The organism is Xenococcus sp. PCC 7305 (genome assembly GCF_000332055.1).
Lineage (GTDB): Bacteria > Cyanobacteriota > Cyanobacteriia > Cyanobacteriales > Xenococcaceae > Xenococcus.
In genome coordinates this window covers 1-21,426 of the sequence record NZ_ALVZ01000116.1, presented here as the reverse complement: position 1 = coordinate 21,426, position 21,426 = coordinate 1, and the positions used below count along the sequence as shown (strand labels likewise).

Below are 21,426 nucleotides of genomic sequence, written 5' to 3'. Positions count from 1 at the left end.
AAAATCGCAGGTAAATGAGTTGCTATAGAACTTAATGCAACTGCTCGCTTATAATTATCTTTAATTTTTCGTGCTGAGGATAAGGCTTCTGCGAAAATCGCAGGTAAACGAGTTGCTATAGAATTTAATGCAACTGCTCGGTTGTATTCATCTGTAACTTCTCGTATTGCGGATAAGGCTTCTGGGAGTAATGCCTCAGGCAATTGCGGTGCTAAGGAGATAAAAGCTCTAGATCTAGAAGTTTCATTTTCTATTTTCCTGGACAATGCTAGGGCTTCTGGAAAAATCTCAGGCATTTGAAATGCGATGTCACATAATACTATTGCTCTGTAAGGCTTATGGCTTATATTTCGTGCTTCTATTAGTAATTCTGAAAGTAAATTCTCAGTTAGATAAGGTACGAGGTTACTAAATGCAGATGCTCGGTGCAATTCGTAACTGATATTTCTTGCCGCTTCTAAGGCTTCAGATGAAGTTTCATGCACTAGAGGGACAATCTCACTTAGAACATCAGCTCGGGAAACATTATTTTTGATATTTCTTGCCGTTTCTAAAGCTTCTCTTAAAATCTTAGGTAGCTCAGAAACGAAAGAATTTAATAATTTTGCTCGGTAAAATTCATCACCAATATCTCTTGCTACCGATAAGACTTCTAAAAGTAACTTCTCAGGTAGATAGGTAACAAGCTCACTTAGTATAGGATTTAGAGAGGCTTCTTGCACTGGGACTAGAGAGTATTCAACTTTAAGGTTTCGCAATGCTTCCATAACCTCTACCCAAATCTCAGGTCGCTTAAGCTTAGTTGCGAGAACACTCAATATTTTTGCTCGGTGATAATTGTTGTTGATATGATGGGCTTTTTCTAAAACTTTCAATAATAAATTCTCTGGTAGATTAGGGATTAGAGAACCTAATACGGTAGCGAGATTGCTTTCATTCTCAAAATTATGTGATGCTTTTAGTATTTCTGGCAGTGAATTTTTGGGCAGATAGGGAACAAGCTCACTTAGTATTCTTGCACGGGAGGTTTGATGAACGATATTTTTTTCTGATTCTAGTACTTCTAGTAGTAAATCCTCAGGCAACTGTGGGATCAAAGAACTTATTACCGATACTCGATAAGATTCTTCTCTAATCTTTTTTGCTTCTTCTAAGGCTTCTGGCAAAATCTTTGGAAAGTACAAAGCTAATTTACTTAGTAATCTTGCTCGCAAAGACTCATCCTTAATATTCCTCGACACTTCTAAAGCCTGTAATCGCAAATTTTTAGGTAGGTGTGGTGTTAGAGCTATCAGTAGAGTAGTTTTGGCGGATTCATCTTTTTTCTTAAATACTGCTTCTAAAGCTTCTGGCAAAATATCAGGTAGATGTTGTGCTAGGGAAATTAGTGCACTGGTTCGGGAAGGTTCATGTTTTATTTGATATGCTGTTTCTAGAGCTTCCGGCAAAATCTCAGGCCAATATGACCCTAATAAGTTTAATACTGTAGCTCGTCGATATTCATCCCCAAGTGCTCTTGCTATGTGTAAAACTTCTGGTAGTAAATTTTTAGGTATGTGTGGTGTTAGTGAGTTTAGTAAATCTACTCGGTAAGATTCATCTTCATAGGATTTATCTTCAATATTCCTTGCTATTTTTAATACTTGTAACAGTAAATTTTCAGGTAATCCTGGTAATAGACTACTTATCACTGCTACTCTATAGGATTTGTTTATGATATTCTGTGCGTCCTCTAATACTTGAGATAATAAATTATTGGGTATATTAGGTGAGAGTTTTCTGAGCACAGAAGTTTTATCAGATTCAGAACTTATGTTTTTGGATATTTCTAATATTTCATACCAAATATCTTGAAAGTATAAAGCTAATTTGCTAAGTGCTTCCACTCGCTGAGTTAAAGATTGCAATTGTCGAGCATATGCTAATCCTTGAGCAGGAGTCCATATCTTTTTCTTCACCAATGCAGAAATTAATTCTGGAGGAATATTAGCCGCCATAGTATTTAGCGAAGAAGTAATTAAAGCATAGCGACATTGCAAACCGATCGCTCTAGAAGGATTCGTCTCATATTCCGCTTCAGCTAACCTCCAAGCCCGAGCCACATCTCCCACAAAAATAGCTGTTTTCCCCAAGCTTTCACATTTTGTATACCAACCGTTTTTTTCTGACTCTGTTTCTTCTCGTAAAAGCTGATGAATCGCCTCAATAGCTCCCGCCTTTTCCATATGCCAAGTCAAGCGTTCACAAATATAACCATCATCAACTACCTTGTGCCAGTTTCCATCATCCAAATTATTTCGATAACGCTCCAATAAAATATCATGAGCCTCGGGAATAGCTAATCCTAATCCTGGACTTTTCTTAGTAGTTAACCACTTAATTGCCAAGTCATGCAGCAAATCATGAACCCGATAACTTGCCCATTCCTCCGTTCCAATTCTCACAGGAACACTAGGCAGCAATAAAGCATCATTCCAAAACAGTTCCAACCTATCCGCTGCTTCTGCCACCTCTACTTGCCACAAAGTTGCCACCATCGGCGCAGCAATACTGACATCTTCTGGTAACACTGCCAACCAAACAAAACTTTCCCAAGCTTCAGGAAAATCTTCCCTTAAAACATTCAGACTGAGATTAAAAGATGCTTCCAAACGAGTTTCCTTCTTACTCCGACGACGCACACCTTCCAGTACTTCTAAACGAGCAATCTCTGCCGTCAAAGCCGAATTTAAATCTGACCAAGATTTTCCCCTCGCAACCCTCGCTGCTGCCAAATCAAGGGCAATTGGTAAATATCCCACTGCCGCTGCCAAATCCTGAGCGTCTGCTTTTTCTTCCTCCGCTAACTCTCTTCCTAAACGCCTCGCCAACAGCGTTAAAGATTGTTCTTCATTCATCAAATCCAACGAATAAAGCTGAGCATCCACTTCCTCTGCCACATCAGCTCGACGAGTCGTAATAATCACCTGACAATTACCACTACCAACCCGAAAAGGTTCAATATCTTCGGTATTCCAACCATCATCTATCACCAATAAAACAGCTTTGTCATATAGCAAACTATTGAGATGACTCGAAGCAGCCTTAACAGTTGTTGGTTTGTAATCGTAATCTTTCAGAGCAACAATCCAACCTTGGAGCAAAGGCAAAATATCAGGTTGCTGACCCAAAGTCGCCCACAGAATTCCATCACGGAAACGTTCTTGTACCTGCGGATCATGAGCCAAAGCTTGAGCCAAGATCGTTTTGCCAATTCCCCCCAAACCTTGAATGGCACTAATCACCAAAGTTCCTGAATGATTATTTGAATCTGCTAATAACCGTTGCTTCAGATCTGCACTAACTTCAGGACGATCCACAAAATGACTTGGCAACGGAGGAGCTTGAACAAGCCTATTCGTTTGTGGAGGATTTAACTTTGTCCGTTCCCGTTCGGACGGCTCTAGTCAATATTGTTTATCTATTTTATTAATGGTGATATTTCCACTGTAGTTTTCTCCACCCGTATTTCTATTTTCGATTTGAGAACCTGTACCTTGGTCTCTAATAATCATTTTCCAAACGCTTTGATCTTCTATTTTTTCCGCCTCGATTTCTTCAGCCAATACCTTAATTTCTTCAGCAAACTCTGGATCTTCTCGCATCGCAATCTTTAGATAATCCGCCACGGCTTCTAAATCTGTTTCTGAACCATCTTGTGCTGCCTGCAAAGCTTTTTTCGCTGCTGAATTACCTTGCAATTTATGCCAAATCTTTTCCCTTAATTCATTGGCCTTCGTAAGAGCTGTCTCTGTAAATTTCTCAATTACCGTTTCCGAAGCTTTTAGAGAAATAAACGCCAGAGTTGTAATAGCTAGAGACGATAAGGGTTCCATTCTTTATTTCAGGTAAATTCCAAATAACTATGAAAATTGTAGCAAACTAGTGGGCATGGGTGTAAATACAACAACCACTAGAAAAGCTTGAAACCCTTACTCTCAAAAACTTTTGACTTTTGACTTCCGCGCAGCGGTACTAGTAATCTGTTTTGATCGAAAAATCTTGAATCTCACTCTAGTTGCGATCACTTTTCTGTAATGCGACCGCTCGTTTTATTGCTATTCTTACTATTACTGTATTTATTTGTCGACTTATTTTGCTCATAACAACCCTAAGAATAACGTTAATAACTTTTGTCAACCTACAGGAACATCAAAAATCTTCCCGACTCACGTGTCAAAAAATCGCTGGGGGCCTGGGGCGGGCGTAGCTCACCAGTGGGGGGTTTGGGGGGCTCACAGGGGTAGACTTTTTACAAAGGAGTAATTAACAACTTTTAACTAGATCAAAACGCCAATAGAAAAGTTTTTTTTGAACAATAAGTGTCTCAAAATTTCTCCTAGCCTTTTTATTTTCAATGTTTTTAATCAAACTTTACATTAAAAGTAAAAAACCTACCCTTGTAAGGGTTTGGGGGGCTAGTCCCCCAATTGCATTTATGGCTTTGATTAGATAATTTTGAGACGAAAATTATTAACTTTGAGGAAACCCTAAATTATTTAGGAAGTAGCAACAGTAGCAGATTCCCCCTCTTCAGAAGTCGAGAAAAATCGCTTCGTAACCCAAGCCGTAACAATATGAGCAAGCAATCCAATTGGTCCCGCAAACAAACAAAGAGCCAGAGAATGAAACGTCCAAACACCAGTTTTTTGCCCTTGCCAATAAATCCAGCGCCCAACAAATAAATCAAGAACTAGAAAATGAACCCATCCTGTAGCAGCAATTCTCTCATCAGAGAAAAATCGAGCGATATCTGCCAACCCAGGATCAGCCAAAGCTTGCGCAGACTCTGCGGTAATTGTCCCTGAAAAAAGGTAAATATATAAACCAGCTAAAGCGACAAATGGCAGCAAAGAATCCATTACTTTTTGGGTTATTCCCCATTTGGGCAAGAAAATCATCAAAAACCAAAACGGTAGAACAAAGATATTGGCAACATCGAATAGCTGAGAAACTGACATGATAAATATAGTTTGAATAAGTTATTTAAAGTGATTTTATTTCTGCAAGATTACTTTTACTATACAAAGAATCAATCAGCAAAGTTTTTCCAAGGTTAGACGCTCTTGTTTAAGAAGATACCATGAGCGATCGCGCTAGAAGGATTAGCTTTCTATTCTACAAATTTTGCGATCTCAGTTTCCGCAGCTATGCGGGAAATAAAAGCTAAGGTTGCGATCGCGATCACCGATAAAGGTTCCATATTCCGATTTGGCAAGAAGTCTAAATAACTATAGAAAATTTTATCATTTAGATACTCAGCCTCCAGCCTCCTCCTTAGTTCTTAACCGAACAGTATTGTAAGGGATATAGCCAAAAAAGTTTCTTATTCCTTAACTGCTGTCGATTGAGGTATTTTTTACCATGAATTTGTTGAAATTCTCGGAAATCACTGATGTAGCAATTCAGCATTGTTAGTTATTTTGAACATAAGCAATCAATTTTTACCTACTAAAATAATCTTTATGCTTTGCTTTATTCAAAAGTTATTGAAGCAGAACTAAAATCTTATCTAAATGTCTCTTTCTAAGCCTAAAATTTTCACCATTGGAATTTTAACTGTCTTGGTAATTGGGTTGATTGATTACTTAATTACTATCGACATTTCTTTATCTATTTGTTATCTAATTCCGATATTTATTGTTACTAGATATGTGTCCAGAACTCCTGGAGTTTTACTCTCAATAGTTAGTGGCATAATTTGGTATCTTGCTGAATATATCGCTAAGACAGATTTAAGTATTTTATTACTCACATGGAATACTCTAGTAATCTTAACTGTATTTCTAATAGTAGTTTATTTATTATCCGCTCTCAAAGATGCCTACGAACGAGAAAAAGATTTAGCTCGTATTGATGGTTTAACCCAAATTTACAATCGGCGTTATTTTTTGGAAATTTTAAGAGTTGAAAGTAAACGAGCTCTTCGCTATCAACGTTGCTTGACTCTGGTTTATATTGACGTTGATAATTTCAAACGGGTTAACGATGACTTTGGACATGTTAGAGGAGATGAGCTGCTATGTTTAATAGCCGACACTGTCTGCAATAGCCTTCGTGAAACTGATATCTTTGCTCGTTTAGGAGGTGATGAATTTGCATTGCTACTACCTGAAACAGACTATCAACCAGCAGAGTTAGTTTTACAGCGGACTCAAAAAAAATTAACCCAGGCAGCTCAGGATAATTCTTTTGATGTTGGTTTTAGCATGGGAGCTATTACCTTTTTAAAATCACCAGACTCTGTAGATTATATGCTCGAACAAGTAGATAACTTGATGTATCAAGTTAAAAATAGTGGCAAAGATGGTTTGAAACATCAATTAGTCTAAATTAATGGAAAGTAGCTCCAAACGTTAATAATAAAATGTAATAACATTGCTAACAAACAAGAATGCTGTCACTGAAAATGACTTATAAATCAAGCAAAAACTATTCCATTAATCTAGCAAAAGATGAATCTGAAAGTTTTACTCTGAGTCTTTTCCTCAATATTTTGATAAAAAAAGTAATTAAAGAACCTACTTCTCTTGTGCCCTACACAGAAGAAATGAGCTCAGAGATATCTGATTTATTGTCTGATGTGACTATTGAATAAATATTGGGGAAAGGCGATCACTCGTAACCTCCAATCAAAATCGAATTTTTAGAACCTATCCATATCCCAAAATTTAAGACTAAATAATTAAAGATTACTCCCCAATTTGAGCTGCTACAGTTTCGCTAATCACCCCTTCAGAAGCTAAACGCTCAATAGTTCGAGTTTGGGAAACCAGGGCAAAGCGATCGCTAATTTTTGTCTGCAATGCGATCGCAAGCTCAGGATATTCTTCTACAATAGCCGCCGCTTGCTTAGTTATTTCTTGTCGAATCTCTTCATAGCAACCAGCACAGCCTTCAAGGGCAGGGCCAGGAATTCCACTATCTCTAACCAAATTTCGCAGTCGAAGTGGCACTTGCTCACAAGCATAGTCAATAAAGGTGAGATACTCATAGTTCGCCACAGTTAAATTAGTCTGAATTTGCTGTGTCCAAGAGCTACCATCAAATAACTTGATTAACAGATTACTAATACGAGTCTCCAACGTTTCAACCATTGGTAATTCTGGAGGAATATTCCCCGCCTGTACCGCATCTCCTTTTAAATTCATCATTAAGGTCAACTGTGCCAAAACTGGCTTGGACATAAAACCTTGATCCTTAAGTTCGCAATACACCTGCTGCTCGATCGCCAATGCTTCTGACCAAACTACTTGCTGGATTTCAGTTTTACTCAAATTCAGCTCACTCCGGAAATTAATTAAAACTTGCTCCGCTTGGCCCACTTCCTGCTGATATTTTTGGGTGAACCTTTCGACAACAGTAGGAGAAAAGAAATCAATATTTTCGAGGTCACTAGATTGCCTGACTATTTCTCGCTTAGCAATAACTGTAGCTAGCGCTTTTCCTACCTGATCCAAAACTGAAGGTCGATTGAGCTCTAGTTTTTGGATCAATTTGCCGACAGTAGTTCCAGGGATGATCAGTGTAAACAAAGCTATGCCCAAAGTTAAAATTACGATCAAATCTCGATTGGGAAACTCAGCATCAATGCTGAGGGCCAATGCCAGACAGACAGCTCCGCGCAAACCACCCCAATACCCCACTAGCTGATAGCTAAAGGGAATTTTCTCTGCACGGAAAAGATTCACAAGAGGCACTAAAGTAAAAATTACAATGGCACGAGCTGCTAAAACAGTAGCAATTGTAATACCCAAACTAGTCAACAAAACCTGAGTTTGACTAAGTTGCTCGAAAAACCCAAAGCTAGAAGCTGTAATGCCGACCAGCAAGAAAATCAGACTGTTAGCCAAAAATGAAGCATATTCCCAGAATTCACTGACATATTCCCTAGTTTTTGCCTCTAAACGATTAGATTTATACCAACCTACTACTAAACCTGCACTAACGACTGACATTACAGGAGAAACCTCAAGCAATTCGTCAGCGATTAAAAAAGCGCCATAGGCTGTAATGGTAGTAATAGTAGACAATAGCAAAGAATTCTCTTTTGCCAGATTCATGGCCCAACGCATGACATAACCAAATACTGCCCCGACCGCAATTCCTCCGATAAAGGAAACTAGAAAATCGATCGCACCTTTTTGAATTGCCTCTGCTCCGACTGCTCCTGCGGCAATGATACCCAAGATAATATTGAATGTGACAATCGCGGTGGCATCATTAAATAAACTTTCTCCTTCGACTAAGATCGCTAATTGTTTCGGTGCGCCTAGTTCTTTAAACAAAGCAATCACCGCCACAGGATCAGTAGCAGAAATCAAACTACCAAACAATAATGCTTGACCCAAAGTCAAAGGCGTTAGCCAAGCCAAAATTGTACCCACAATAGCAGTAGAGATTAGCAACCCAGGAGCAGCTAGCATTAATACGGGAGGAAGATTCCGTAGTAGTAACCTACTGTCCATATTTAAGGCCGACTCAAAAATTAAGGGCGGGACAAAAATAAATAAAATCAGCTCTTCTGAAAGGCTAAAAGTATTGATAACTGCTAATGCTTCAACATTTCTGGCTAAAAAGCTCAGGATTAAGCCGACAATAACTAAGCCTACTGTGTAGGGGAAGTTAATTTTTTTAAACGCGATCGCTGATAAACAAGCAACCAGAAGTAAAACCAAGATATCTATCTCAGTGTTTAAGAGTAAATTATGAGGCATTCGTTAGGGTAATGGGTAATGAGTAATGGGTAATGGGTATTTGACTTTTGACTTTCCCAATGAGAGTTTATCCAATTTTAAATAGAAATTTCATTCCCCATTGTCTTTTTCCATCATGAAGCTACTAGGTCTTTCGGGAGACCAAGATTCTCCTTGATATTCGCTGACAACATAGCCAAAATAAGATTCTGGTTCACTCGCATTGAGTTCATCGGCTTTACGAATAGCTGTTTTTCTTTCCGTATAAGGGCCTTCCACAAGTCGATAAACCAAACCACCGCTTGTTTTCCCTGTCATTCGGTAGACGCCATATTTTTCTTGGGGTTGATTGCTGTTACTAGTCATTTTTATGATTTATTTTCTATGATGTTGCTAATTTATTGGTATGAAGCAGAAAATCTACTAGTTCACCAAATCCTCATCCCTCATCCTTCATCCCTCATCCCTTATCTAAGCCCCTCTGCTCCGGCTACAACTTCTAGAAGTTCTTGTGTAATAGCTGCTTGTCGGGCTTTGTTATAACTTAAAGTCAAAGAACCAATCAGTTCTGTTGCATTTTCGCTAGCATTGCTCATGGCATTCATTCTCGCTGCCAATTCACTAGCTGCCGATTCTTGCAGCGCTCGCAACAATTGATTGAGTATGTACAGAGGCAGTAGCGAGTCTAGTAGTTGGGCAGGATTTTGCTCCAAAATTAATTGTGCTTTGATTCCTTCTTCTACAATCTGAACTTCTTCTCTTTCCACTTGAACTTGTAACTTACCCTCTTGGGTAATCAGTCGCAAGGTTTCGCCATCAGGTATTAACTTCGTAGGATCAAGAGGATACAAGGTTTGCAGCACAGGGCGAGAACTAATTAATGAGACAAACTTAGTGTAAATTAGCTCGCCGCGGTCAATTTTGCCTGACAAATACAGCGATCGCAAGCCGTCTTGGATTAACGATGCTTCGGGTGCTGTGGGAACTTGTTCTAATCCATCATAGGTATAGGCGATCGGTTGATTACGATTTTGAAAATACTGAATCGCTTTTCTGCCAATCAAAATATATTGGTAGTCTAACCCAGATGCTTTAACTTCTTGGGCCCGTTCTTCTGCCCGACGAATCACACTGGTATTGTAGCCGCCACAAAGACCGCGATCGCTAGAAACGACGATTAAGCCTACTGTTTTAACTTCTCTCTCTAATAGTAACTCTAAGCCTGCTTCCTCAAATCTGATATAGGAACGAAGCAAATACAACATCTGTGCCAGCGAATCTGCAAAAGGACGACCTGCCAAAACCTGCTCTTGAGCACGACGCACCTTAGCAGCGGCGACTAGACGCATTGCTTCTGTGATTTTTTTTGTGTTTTTGACCGTTTTAATGCGATCGCGAATTGCTTTAAGATTAGCCATAATTGAGCACCTAGAATTAATTCAATATGAAATATTTGAGATAGGTGTTAGAAAATAGGAAATAGGAAGTTTTGGTGATTTTTTTAGATTATCTCACTAAAAAATAAATACTCATTTAAAATGATAGTAGTCCGAGCAAACCCTACCTAAATTTACTGAATCATTGGGGTATCTCAAAAATTACTTATTAATTTTTAATTATCTACTGATTTTGGGATTTCACTATATCTAGTAGTTCTATGAGCTGTAAGCGTACCGATTCATGGGTATATTCATCATTAGGATGAGCAGCTTGTCCTGGCTGTTGAAAATAAGGTCGTTCGTCATATATCTGTCCCCATCTAAAATCAACTTGTCTCACGAATTCGTAGAGTAAGTTTTGGTTATCGATCAGTGAGCTAAGAATTTGCCTTAAAGCAACCAGTGGTGAGTCAAGGTTTTCGACTACCCTTAAATCCGTCTTGACCCAAGTAGATAAAACCACAACTAATGCCCCTGATGGATCAGAGAGATTTTTTTTGACAAAACTATTAATTTCTGCGATCGCTTGTAGCTGCTTTGGTACTGGAGAATCCCCTTTAAGAAAAGAACCACCTTCTCTGCCAATTGCTTCGGCTAGGGAAAATTTTCGGCCTGAGAGAATTTCGCGTTGGATCGCTAGGTCGCGATCATCATTTCTGTCATTATCTTTGTTAGATGTCATAGTAATGTTACCCGACGAATTCCATTGTACGATTGCTGGTTGATCTCCAGAGAATCTGTCTCATAAATCGTAATATTAATCTGAGTTCGATGGGCACAAAATTTACTAGTTTTGAATTAAGGACTTGGGGATTTAGGGATTTGGGGATCTAGGGAAAAGCCTATTACTTCGTCGTTCAACTTGGTAAATTTAAGCACAAGGAAAATTCGTCGAGCTGACGTTAATATTCGCAACTTATTCAAGAACTTCTGCGATATCTGGTTCTCTGTAGAAGAAACGAATAACTTTCTAGAAATTTTGTTGTAGTATTAAGTAATCAGAGTAAAACATCTAATTCTGATCCTCAACAGAATCATGAAAAAATATTGGCAGGCTTTAATATTATTAGGGTTAATCACATTTCTGATTGTTATTAGAATTCCCTTGCTATTCTCTAACGGAGTAATCAATGGAAAGCCTAGTATCACAATTGTTCAAGCACAAAATAGTTTGCCAAGCCAAGGCGAAATAGCACCCACAACTTCAGAAAATACTGATCAACAAGATTCTCCTGTCACCTTTAATGGCGAGACACTCTTCACTTACAGTTCTGAGGTTCAAGGTTTTTCTGCCAAGAAGCGAGCAGAACGTGCGACTCAAGAAATTGCAGCCATCGCCAACAACTTTGTGATTCCGATTGATTCTCTAACAATTGTCAAACTTGAAGGTCTAAGAGTCATCGCCACAGAGGAAAATTCAGTTTTTACCCTAATCGAAGCTGATGCTCAAGCGGCAAATCGTCCTTTAGATGAATTGGCGAGTGAATATCTTCAAAAAGTTAAAACTGCGATCGCAAAGTACCGTGAACAAAAGGAAGTAAAAATACCAGTACGACGCATTATCTCCGCAGCCATAGAAGTCCTAGCCATGTTGTTGCTGCTAGTTTTGCTCAAGAAAATATTGAATCGTATTTACCGCCAAATAGAAAGTTGGAAAACCAGTCTGTTTCGCCCCCTAAAGATTCAGAATTTACAAATATTTTCCGTTGATCAAGAGGCCAATTTGTTGTTGGGTTTAGTGAAACTCTTGTACTGGGGAATTGTAACGCTGATTCTGTTTATCTATTTTTCTTTGCTGACTCGTTATGTGCCCCAAACTGAGAAATTGGGTGACACGATCTTTAACCATCTCTACAGCTTATTTTTGAATGCGGGTCGGGCGGCGATCGCATATTTGCCAAATCTCTTTTCCATTCTGCTAACAGTGTTGATTGCTGCTTACATTATTCGTTTTTGTAAAATAATTTTCAACGCGATAGATGGCGGCACATTATCAATTCCTGGCTTTTATCAAGATTGGGCCCGGCCGACAGAAAGACTTGTGGTGACTTTAATTGGCGCTTTTTCTTTGGTGGTAATTTTTCCCTTATTGCCTGGTGCCGACTCTCCCGCATTTCGCGGCATTTCTATTTTTGTTGGGGCGTTGTTCACCTTGGGTGGGGCTAGTGCGATCGCAAACCTAGTGGGCGGGTTTATTATTATTTACACTCGTGCTTTCCAGACTGGCGATCGGGTGCAAATAGCTGATGTTAAAGGTGATATCCTCGAAAAAACTATTCTCTCTACCCGTATTCGCACCACAAAGAACGAGATAATCACCATTCCCAATGCCAATCTCATTACTAGCAACATCAAAAACTTCACCACTGCGATGCGGGATATTGAGCAGCCTTTAATTGTTCATACTATTGTCACGCTTGGTTACGATGTCCCTTGGCGTCAAGTACATCAGGTATTAATTGAAGCTGCTCTAGCTAGTCCTTTGATTTTAGACCAGCCTGCCCCCTTCGTACTGCAAACTGCCCTCGGAGATTTTTCCGTAAGCTATGAATTAAATGCCTATACCAATCAACCCTCATTAATGCCTGATATTTACTCCCAACTGCACCAAAATATTCAAGACAAATGCAACGAAGTGGGTATTGAGATACTGTCTCCCCAATATTCAGCCCTCAGGGACGGCAATCAAAATACAATTCCCGAAGACTATTTACCTCAAGACTATCTCGCACCAGGATTCCGAGTAAATCCTTTCACTCAGATCTTCAAAAAATCTGCTCATCAAGACCATCAGCAACAACCGCCAGAGTAGGGGCGATTCGCGAATCGCCCCTACTAAATCCCGCGAAAATATACATTTTTTCTCTAATTCCCAGACCAAGTAACCCAGTGGTGAGATGTATTAGCGCGAGTTCTAATTCCCATGTACAAAGAACATTCCTTGATTTGCGCACCTTGAGTTTCGGCAACCGTTACATCAGTTCCTGCCAATTTGGCATCAGTCAGATCGGCACCAGTCAAATCTGTACCATTAAGATCGACATCGGTTAAATTCGCACTGCATAATTTAGCATTCCGCAAATTAGCACAACGCAGGTCGGCACCACTTAAATCTACGCCACTCAAATCTGCACCTTCTAATTCCGCCCCAATTAAATTAATCTCTGTCAAGTTTGCACCCACTAGATTCGAGTTTCTGAGATCCGCATTAGTCAAGTTAGCTTCACTTAAACAAGCTCCACTTAAATCAGAACTGCTCAAATCAGCACCACTCAAGTCTGCCCTAGTGAAATTAATTCGAGATAAATTGGCAGCTTTAAGGTTAGCAGAATGAAGACTCACCCCAGTAAAATCCAATTCTTGTTTTCGATAGCGACGAAGAATTTCTGTAACTTGCATGGTAATTTTTCCTCCGATTGATTAAACCTAATTGTTTAATAAAAATACCAATAAAAAATCAACACCTTTCTCTTTCAGGTGCTAACACACAATACACTTGTGTTTACTATATTCTAATCAAATATTTCTAATAAATAAATAAATAAATAAAACGTTACTATTTATTTTAGATAAAACTAGACATGGTACCCATTTTTGTCTTTTATCTATGATCCCTTATGTTTCTTAGTCTAAAATACTTAGTTGATCCAGAGTTTTAATTTGTCATTAGTTAACTTTGTAATTTTTTTTGAGCGATTTGAGTTAGCTTAAGATAATTGATTTTTCCGCGATCGCTGCGCTGGAGAGAATTAACTTTTACCCAATTTTTGGGATGTTTGTATTTACTCAATTGTGATTGTAATTTTTGTTTTAGTAAGTCCAGATTAAAATTTTCTCTAGGTACATATACTGCGGTAATAATCTGTCCCCATTGCTCATCTTCTAGACCAATCACACAAACATCTTGGACTAATTTTGTAGCTAAAATCGCATTTTCCACCGCAGCAGGAAAGACATTTTTGCCTCCGGTGATTATTTTCTGGCTTTTCCGGCCAACTATATAGAGAAAACCTTGACCATCAAGATATCCCAGATCATCAGTAATCAAAGTTTTTGTTGTCCTAAAATTAGGATAATAACCATGATGCAACGAATCAGCCTTAATTTTGATCGTTCCAATTTGTCCAGGATTTAATCGTTTTCCCTGCTGATCGATAATGCCTACTTGGGCATGGGGCAAAACCTGACCACTACTATTATTATGATTCAAAAAGTCTTGCGATTTCAAATAAACTACTCCAGAGGCAGTTTCCGTCATGCCATAGGTGGGAGATAAATTTATTTTGTAATCTCTAGCTTGCTCTATTAGCGATCGCCAAGGCGGAGCCCCACCTAACAATACAGAGTGGAATTGAGTTAACCAGTCGGGATTGGAATCTAGTAAAAATTTTAATTGGGTAGGCACTAGAGAAATGAAAAACTTCTCTGGGCTAATATCTGGCAATTGTCCTTGTTTAAGAGCTTGATAGGGAAAAATTGCCAATTTCCCCTGAGTCATAAAACATCGCCATAGCTGTATTAAGCCACTTATATGATAGAGAGGCAAAGTACAACAAGCATTAACCTTTGCGATCGCGAAATATCTGGTAAAACCAGAGACAGAAGCGCTCATACTAGATAATGTATGAGTTGCAAAACGAATTTTTCCTGAAGAACCACCGGTGGAAATTCCAATAATATATTGTTCTTGATCTTTTCTTCTCAGGTTAATTTTTCTATCTTGTTGACTAAAATCTTCTGTGTTGAGGTCGGTTCCCCAAATCAGATCGGGGTTTACTAAATTAAAAACTTGTTTCCATTCTTGATTTTGCCAATTAGGATCACAAATAAATAAATCAACTCCTGAGAGAATGGCCGCAAAAAAATAAACTATAAACCTCGGGGGATCTGATTCTACTAAGATTATTTTGGGAATAGTTTTAGTCTGAGATTTTAAATCTTGTAACTGAGTAGAAAATTCCTGGAGCGATCGCGATAAATTGTAACTAGAAAATCCGACTAGTCCCTGAGAATTTTCCCATTCCTGTAAATTCTCAAATAATGACTCTCTTTCCTCATCGTTCATCCTTCATCCCTCATCCTTTATCTCATGCTGCCTCTAGACAAAATATTAAGCAAAATTACTCAGCAGCCAGAATATCAAGAATATAGGCAGTATCAGCAATTAGTAAAATGTTGGCGCAATGTTGTTAATCGCCAAATATTACAAAATACACGCCCTCTCTATTTTTCCAGAGAAATCCTCGGGATAGCCACTTCGAGTGCGGTTTGGGCACAAGAACTTACTTTACAGAGATATTCGTTGACAAAAAAGCTGAATAAGTACTTAGATTTTGAGGTTAAGGACATCCGTTTTGCCCCTGCTCGGTGGAATGATATTATTATTCAGGATAATCAGGATGATTTGCCGAAAAAGCTCGGGAATAGCGAGGGAAGCGCGGCTTCTTCACCACATAAAGTTGAATTAGCAACCAATATTTCCCCTTCAGAAAAGGCTAATGCAAGCCTCCAAAATTGGTTAGAACAAGTGAAAATGAGATCGCAAACGCTGCCTTTTTGTCCTAATTGTGACTCCCCAACTCCACAAAAAGAATTAGAACGCTGGAATTTATGTTGTCATTGTATGGCACAGGAAAAGTACTTAGAATATCGTCCTACAACGTTTTCTAATAGTAATAGTGAAAAGTAAAAATATTGTCTTGAGGTTTAAGCACAAGGTTTCCTGGTGATCCCCTATGGGTTTGCAAGAGTTTTTAACAAAAAGATCGCTATCTCTTCTGTTATTTAGGATACAATTTTTGATTTTTTTTATTCTCTTGTATCTCTTTATTAACCAATAATAAAGAAAAGATTAAAGAAAAAAGATCTCGGGGATCGCGAGAACCTAGATGTCATCAATACTTGTCTTCTATTTTTGCGGGGATCACTAAGAAGCACAATTGTGAACAACACACACATATATGGACTAAGTGCTATTTTGCAATTACGATCCCAATGAAGATAGTTAATGATTCGAGTTCTTCCTGCCGCCACTGTAGTTTTTACCGACCAGAGGGCCGCAGGGGTGGAACCTGCCAGAAGTTAAGTGTACCAGTTAATAGCAACTGGGAAGCCTGTACTTTAGCTTGTTCCCCTTTTCCAAACAATTTAAAAAAATTAGAAGAGATTGTTCATTTAGAAACCGTTTTTTCTTTGAAATATGCCGATAAATCACCTTTAACAGTTAATTCTAGTCCTAAAGAAATTGTTGGCACAACCACTAATAAAACTTTATAAAAAAACAAAGTTACTTTTAATATCAATTAATGTCAAGTTTTTATCGGAGCTCTGCTTTTTAGCTCTTAGACCTTCGGTCTGTCGGAGTTAGAGATCAAAAATTAAATTGAATCTAGAACCTGAGCTCCAAAAACTAACAACTTATTTTAAGGTAACCAAGGATATTGGCGAAAATCTGGGGGACGTTTTTCTAGAAAAGCTTGTTTTCCCTCAGAGCCTTCTTCCGTCATGTAGTACAGCAAGGTGGCATTTCCTGCTAATTCTTGTAATCCAGCTTGACCATCACAATCGGCATTAAAAGCAGCTTTTAGACAGCGGATAGCAATCGGACTTTTTTGTAAAATTTCTTGAGCCCATTTTATTCCTTCTCGTTCCAATTCATCTATTGGGACCACCTGGTTAACTAAACCCATCGCTAAAGCTTCTTGAGCTTTGTATTGGCGGCAAAGAAACCAAATTTCTCTCGCTTTTTTCTGTCCTACAATCCTGGCTAAGTAGCTAGCGCCAAAACCTCCGTCAAAACTCCCAACTTTAGGGCCAGTTTGACCAAAAATGGCATTATCTGCCGCAATAGTCAGATCGCAAATCAAATGTAAAACATGACCACCACCAATTGCATAACCAGCTACCAAAGCAATAGTCACCTTTGGTAAGGAACGAATCAATCGTTGTAAGTCCAAAACATTTAGGCGAGGTACTCCATCATCATCTACGTAACCAGCTTTTCCTCGAACAGATTGGTCCCCACCAGAGCAAAAGGCATATTTGCCATCGGTATGAGGTCCAGCACCAGTTAATAGTACGACGCCGATCTTGCTGTCTTCTTTGACATCCCAAAAAGCATCGTACATTTCAAAAACAGTTTTAGGGCGAAAAGCATTGCGTTTATGAGGTCGATTAATTGTAATTTTGGCAATACCATCCCATTTTTGATACACAATATCTTCATAGTCTTTGCTTCTTTGCCAAGGAATGTTCATAGTTTATGGATGTTAATAGAGTTTTGCTTTGCAACTTTAGGCATATTAGCGTAAGAGAGTAGACTTTTATTCTTAGTTTTATTGTTAGCGATCGCGCATTTTTAACTAGAAATAATTGATAAAGCTTTATCAAGGAACTGTGAATTTTGACGTATTTATAATGGGGATCGAAGCTAAAACACTTTCAACAGTTTAAACTGTGATTATATTTAAATAATAAATTGCCTAGATTGTTTAATTTTTATTAAGCATTAGTTAGCTGTAATTAAACAAAACTTAACAAATAAAAAATACAATTATTCAACTTTTGGATTCTCCGTCTTCGTGTATTCCCCAGCTGATTATAAATCTGTAGGGGTGTTTATCAAATCAATGAAACATATAACTGTAATCTAAGGTAATCAAAATGTCTGCCACACAAATTATTCATTGTCCCAACTGTGGGAGTTTTGCTGAAAAAAATTCTTTAGACAATCATATTGTGCGTACTTCTTGTAATAGCTGTGATTATTTGTTAGTACAATGCGCTAAAACTTTTAGGGTGATTGAATCTTATGCTCCTGGCATTAATTGCGTTATGCCCGCTGTTGAGAGAGCTGCTGTTGAGAGGCCTGCTGCTGAGAGACTCTTAGTTGCCCACAAGCAGCATTAGCTTCAAGACCCCGAGAATAACGGACACTAACGGCTATTTTCTGCTGTTGTAAGATTCCCTTGAATTGATTAATGCGTTGCTTGCTAGGTCGCTGATAATCAACCTCGGAAATCGGATTATAGGGAATAAGATTGACATGAGTTTGAAAACCTCGAAGATGTTGAACCAACTCCTCAGCATGTTGTGGCAAGTCATTGACGCCAGAAAGCAAAATATACTCAAAAGTCACTCTTCTCCCCGTAATCTGAACATATTCCCGACATTCTTCGAGTAGAGATTCTAGGGAATAATGCTGCGCACTAGGAATTAGAGTTTCTCTCAGGTTTTGATTGGAAGCATGAAGGCTAACGGCAAAAGTGACTTGTAATTTATGCTGGCCCAACTCACGAATTTTACCTTTTATTCCTACGGTCGAGATGGTTAGCGATCGCTGACCAATTCCCACATCACTATTAAGAGACTTTACGGCTGAGACTACCTCTTCAATATTAATTAACGGTTCTCCCATACCCATAAACACCACATTGCTAACTCTTTGACCAAAATCTTCTTGGACGGTTAAAACCTGGTCGACAATTTCATAAGCTTTGAGGTTACGCTCGAAACCGCCTTTTCCTGTGGCACAAAAATCGCAAGCCATCGGACAACCGACCTGGGAAGAAACACAAACTGTTAAGCGTTTATCAGTGGGAATTCCTACTGCTTCCACAATTAAGCCATCGTGCAACTTTAGTAAGTACTTGCGAGTTTCATCAGGAGCGGTGCTGCAATAATGAATTTGTGAACGGCCGATAGCTTGCTGGGCAACAGATTCGCGAAATGTCTTGGGAAAAACTGTAATTTCATTCAGCGATCGCGCTCCTTTCTGGTACAACCATTGATAGAGTTGTTTGCCTCGATAGGCAGGTTGTCCTTGCGCTTCGATCCAACTGGTTAATTCTTCAAGAGACTTTCCCAAGAGAACTTCTGGTTTTGTTGATAGTTGATTCATTATCTTATCTTTATTCCCTAATCACCTAATTACCTATTACCTAATCTTTATTCCTCGAATAGAATAATCCAATAACTCTATAGGATGAAAAACAGGAGGCTGTTTATCCTTGGTTTGTAAATGCTTCTTGATTTGGAGAGAACAACCAGGGTTCGGTGATGCAATAATCTCAGCACCAGTTCTTAATAGGTTATTCACTTTTTGTTGTCCTAATTCGTTGGCAACTTCTGGCTGCAACATATTATAAACTCCTGCACTACCGCAACATAAAGCAGCATCGATAGGCTCTCGCAATTTTACTCCTGGTATTTTCTGAAGCAGTTGACGTGGCTCTAAGCTAATCTTTTGGCCGTGTAATAAATGACAGGCATCTTGATAAACAATAGTTAAATCCTGATCAGCTAACGGGGACAGTTGTGAGGTTAAATCAATAGCTGCTAAAAATTCTTGGACATCTTTGACTTTATGAGCAAAAGATTGGGCTGGTTCCCGATATTCTGGGTCATCAGCCAAGATTGAACCATATTCTTTTAAGGTATGTCCACAGCCGGCGGCATTGATAATAATTGCATCAACATCCGTATCGCGGAAACTATCAATCATTTGTTTGGCCAAGCCTTGCGCCTGGGCGGTCTGTCCTTGATGTTCTGGCAGAGCAGCACAACAACCCTGGCTTTTCGGAATTACTATCTCACAACCATTTGCAGCTAAAACCCGTGCCGTTGCTTCATTAACAGGAGAGAAAAATAATCTTTGAACACAACCTAAAATCATGCCAACTCGATAACGTTGTTTGCCTTGAGCAGGGATGATCTCCGGGAAATTATCTTGAAAAGAATTAGCTGATACTTCAGGCAGTATAGATTCCATTGCCGCCAAACGAGATGACAGCTTGTCAAGTATTTTGGTTTCACGAAGGATTTTTTGCAATCCCGATTTTTGATACAGCCACAGTCCAGGGAGAAAACTACGTAAACGATTGGGGTAGGGAAAAAGATTGAATATTATATTTCTGATGAATCTATCCGAGAAACTGCGTTCTTGATTTCTCTCTAATTGAGGACGAGTCTGGGCAATAAGATGATCATATTCTACTCCAGCAGGACAAATTGTTGTACAAGCTAAACAACCTAAACAACTGTCAAAATGTTGAACAGTAGCTTCTTCTATCTTTGCCTCACCTTTGTTGATCGCATCCATCAAATAAATTCTGCCCCTTGGAGAATCCATTTCCTTCCCAATAACCCTGTAACTAGGACAAGTTGCAAGGCAAAAGCCGCAATGAACACAACTATCAATTAAGTCTTGCTTGGGCGGATTGAGCTTATCAAAATTAGTGGTCATTATATATATAAGATTTTATAGTTTTTATGATCGTGGTTGCAGATCAACATATCCCACAGAATCTAATGATCTCATCTTTGTGTAACGAGACTCGATGATCTTCTCGGATATTAAATTTTCAGTATTCATCTAGGCAAAATTCTGTGCATACAGATCGTAACTTCATATCCCATGGTTCTCTGGGTAGCTCTTCTAAATAGGCAAAGTCAAAAACAATCCCCAAAGTAGGACAAGTCTTCCATTCGGGCAAAGTTAGTAAGCGATCGTAATATCCGCCACCATAACCTAAACGGTAACCTGAGCGATCGCAGGCTACGGTAGGGATAATAATCAAGTCAACTTCTGCCGCAGTAATAGCAGATTGTTTGGGCAATGGTTCTTTGATTCCATACTTACCTTTACGGAGGGCTTCTCCTGGCTGCCAGGAATGCCATTGCAACTGATTATTGTCGATACAAGAAGGAAACCCCCATTTCTTCTCTTTATCTATTAAGGCGATAAGATCAGGCTCTCGACGAAAACTAAAATAGGCCAGAACAGTTTTGGCCTCACAGAAGACTTCCCAGGATTTTATGCGATCGCATATTTGCAGGTTCTTTTCTTGAAACTCTTCATGAGAAAAAGATTCCCGTTGACTTAATATTTTTCTTCTTAATTGAGCCTTATTTGGGGGAGACATCATAAATCAAACTAATTTACAGAAAAAATAAATTTCACAAAAATAACTGAAAGCTTTTGGAGGTAAAGGATTCACTTGTATTTTTGGAAGAAAAAAGAGAAAAAAGGGGAAAAAAGTTGGGAAAGGGGGTTGACTTTTATATTTAGGAGATATACATTGGTAAATGCGCGGTTGAGGGGAACGAACCCCGAGACAACGTCCAGAACCTAGACAAATCAATAGTTTGAAGAATTTTGACAGACAATTAGTACCTGAACAAAAATACATAAGAAAAGAAAAATCCTAAGTCAAACTAGGATAACTCAAAAGAAGAATAATTGAAAGATTCTG

At 38.8% G+C, this 21,426-nt stretch carries 18 protein-coding genes; 5 read left to right on the top strand and 13 right to left on the bottom strand.

What is annotated here, in order from left to right; all coding sequences use genetic code 11:
* The 3 genes from XEN7305_RS05720 to XEN7305_RS05710 form a co-directional block, all read right to left on the bottom strand.
* A partial coding sequence (locus XEN7305_RS05720) for an NB-ARC domain-containing protein (RefSeq protein ID WP_202951243.1) occupies positions 1–3,374 on the bottom strand: 3,374 nt, incomplete at its 3' end.
* 72 nt (positions 3,375–3,446) lie between these two features.
* The gene (locus XEN7305_RS05715; RefSeq protein WP_006508410.1) at positions 3,447–3,875 is read right to left on the bottom strand and encodes a hypothetical protein; all 429 of its coding nucleotides are present in this window, start codon (positions 3,873–3,875) and stop codon (positions 3,447–3,449) included.
* A 663-nt stretch (positions 3,876–4,538) separates the two neighbouring features.
* Positions 4,539–5,000, bottom strand: coding sequence for an ABA4-like family protein (locus XEN7305_RS05710; RefSeq protein ID WP_006508409.1), 462 nt, complete (start codon positions 4,998–5,000; stop codon positions 4,539–4,541).
* Positions 5,001–5,555: 555 nt separating this feature from the next.
* Between XEN7305_RS05710 and XEN7305_RS05705 the strand changes: the two genes are divergently transcribed.
* A complete protein-coding gene (locus XEN7305_RS05705) occupies positions 5,556–6,371 on the top strand; it encodes a GGDEF domain-containing protein (protein ID WP_006508407.1) in 816 nt (271 codons plus the stop codon).
* Positions 6,372–6,448: 77 nt separating this feature from the next.
* Complete coding sequence (locus tag XEN7305_RS05700; RefSeq protein WP_040896873.1) at positions 6,449–6,637, top strand: hypothetical protein; 189 nt, start codon at positions 6,449–6,451, stop codon at positions 6,635–6,637.
* A gap of 94 nt (positions 6,638–6,731) precedes the next feature.
* On the opposite strand, the gene XEN7305_RS05695 is transcribed toward XEN7305_RS05700, so the two are convergent.
* The 4 genes from XEN7305_RS05695 to XEN7305_RS05680 form a co-directional block, all read right to left on the bottom strand.
* A complete protein-coding gene (locus XEN7305_RS05695; protein ID WP_006508405.1) occupies positions 6,732–8,756 on the bottom strand; it encodes a sodium:proton antiporter in 2,025 nt (674 codons plus the stop codon).
* 90 nt (positions 8,757–8,846) lie between these two features.
* A complete protein-coding gene (locus XEN7305_RS05690; protein ID WP_006508404.1) occupies positions 8,847–9,101 on the bottom strand; it encodes an SPOR domain-containing protein in 255 nt (84 codons plus the stop codon).
* 101 nt (positions 9,102–9,202) lie between these two features.
* Positions 9,203–10,153 carry a F0F1 ATP synthase subunit gamma gene (locus XEN7305_RS05685; RefSeq protein WP_006508403.1) on the bottom strand — a complete coding sequence of 317 codons (951 nt, stop codon included), beginning with the start codon at positions 10,151–10,153 and terminating at the stop codon, positions 9,203–9,205.
* A gap of 202 nt (positions 10,154–10,355) precedes the next feature.
* Positions 10,356–10,856 carry a hypothetical protein gene (locus XEN7305_RS05680; protein WP_006508402.1) on the bottom strand — a complete coding sequence of 167 codons (501 nt, stop codon included), beginning with the start codon at positions 10,854–10,856 and terminating at the stop codon, positions 10,356–10,358.
* A gap of 354 nt (positions 10,857–11,210) precedes the next feature.
* On the opposite strand from XEN7305_RS05680, the gene XEN7305_RS05675 reads away from it, so the two are divergent.
* A complete protein-coding gene (locus XEN7305_RS05675; RefSeq protein WP_006508401.1) occupies positions 11,211–12,986 on the top strand; it encodes a mechanosensitive ion channel family protein in 1,776 nt (591 codons plus the stop codon).
* Positions 12,987–13,039: 53 nt separating this feature from the next.
* On the opposite strand, the gene XEN7305_RS05670 is transcribed toward XEN7305_RS05675, so the two are convergent.
* Together XEN7305_RS05670 and XEN7305_RS05665 are read right to left on the bottom strand one after the other, a co-directional pair.
* Entirely contained in the window at positions 13,040–13,573 is a 534-nt protein-coding gene (locus XEN7305_RS05670) for a pentapeptide repeat-containing protein (protein ID WP_006508400.1), read from the bottom strand.
* A gap of 271 nt (positions 13,574–13,844) precedes the next feature.
* The gene (locus XEN7305_RS05665; RefSeq protein ID WP_006508399.1) at positions 13,845–15,239 is read right to left on the bottom strand and encodes a 2-succinylbenzoate--CoA ligase; all 1,395 of its coding nucleotides are present in this window, start codon (positions 15,237–15,239) and stop codon (positions 13,845–13,847) included.
* A gap of 24 nt (positions 15,240–15,263) precedes the next feature.
* Between XEN7305_RS05665 and XEN7305_RS05660 the strand changes: the two genes are divergently transcribed.
* A complete protein-coding gene (locus XEN7305_RS05660) occupies positions 15,264–15,863 on the top strand; it encodes a DUF721 domain-containing protein (RefSeq protein ID WP_006508398.1) in 600 nt (199 codons plus the stop codon).
* A 305-nt stretch (positions 15,864–16,168) separates the two neighbouring features.
* Positions 16,169–16,450, top strand: coding sequence for a hypothetical protein (locus XEN7305_RS05655; RefSeq protein ID WP_006508397.1), 282 nt, complete (start codon positions 16,169–16,171; stop codon positions 16,448–16,450).
* Positions 16,451–16,596: 146 nt separating this feature from the next.
* Here the strand turns inward: XEN7305_RS05655 and menB are convergent, their stop codons facing one another.
* From menB to XEN7305_RS05635, 4 genes are all read right to left on the bottom strand, one after another.
* Positions 16,597–17,430, bottom strand: coding sequence for a 1,4-dihydroxy-2-naphthoyl-CoA synthase (gene menB / locus XEN7305_RS05650; protein WP_006508396.1), 834 nt, complete (start codon positions 17,428–17,430; stop codon positions 16,597–16,599).
* Between the two features lie 575 nt (positions 17,431–18,005).
* Positions 18,006–19,073, bottom strand: a complete 1,068-nt coding sequence (rlmN, locus tag XEN7305_RS05645; protein ID WP_006508394.1) for a 23S rRNA (adenine(2503)-C(2))-methyltransferase RlmN — start codon at positions 19,071–19,073, stop codon at positions 18,006–18,008.
* Positions 19,074–19,109: 36 nt separating this feature from the next.
* Positions 19,110–20,417: a (Fe-S)-binding protein gene (locus XEN7305_RS05640; protein ID WP_006508393.1), complete on the bottom strand. Its 1,308-nt coding sequence runs from the start codon at positions 20,415–20,417 to the stop codon at positions 19,110–19,112.
* Between the two features lie 118 nt (positions 20,418–20,535).
* The gene (locus XEN7305_RS05635; RefSeq protein ID WP_006508392.1) at positions 20,536–21,099 is read right to left on the bottom strand and encodes a 5-formyltetrahydrofolate cyclo-ligase; all 564 of its coding nucleotides are present in this window, start codon (positions 21,097–21,099) and stop codon (positions 20,536–20,538) included.
* Between the last annotated feature and the right edge of the window lie 327 nt (positions 21,100–21,426).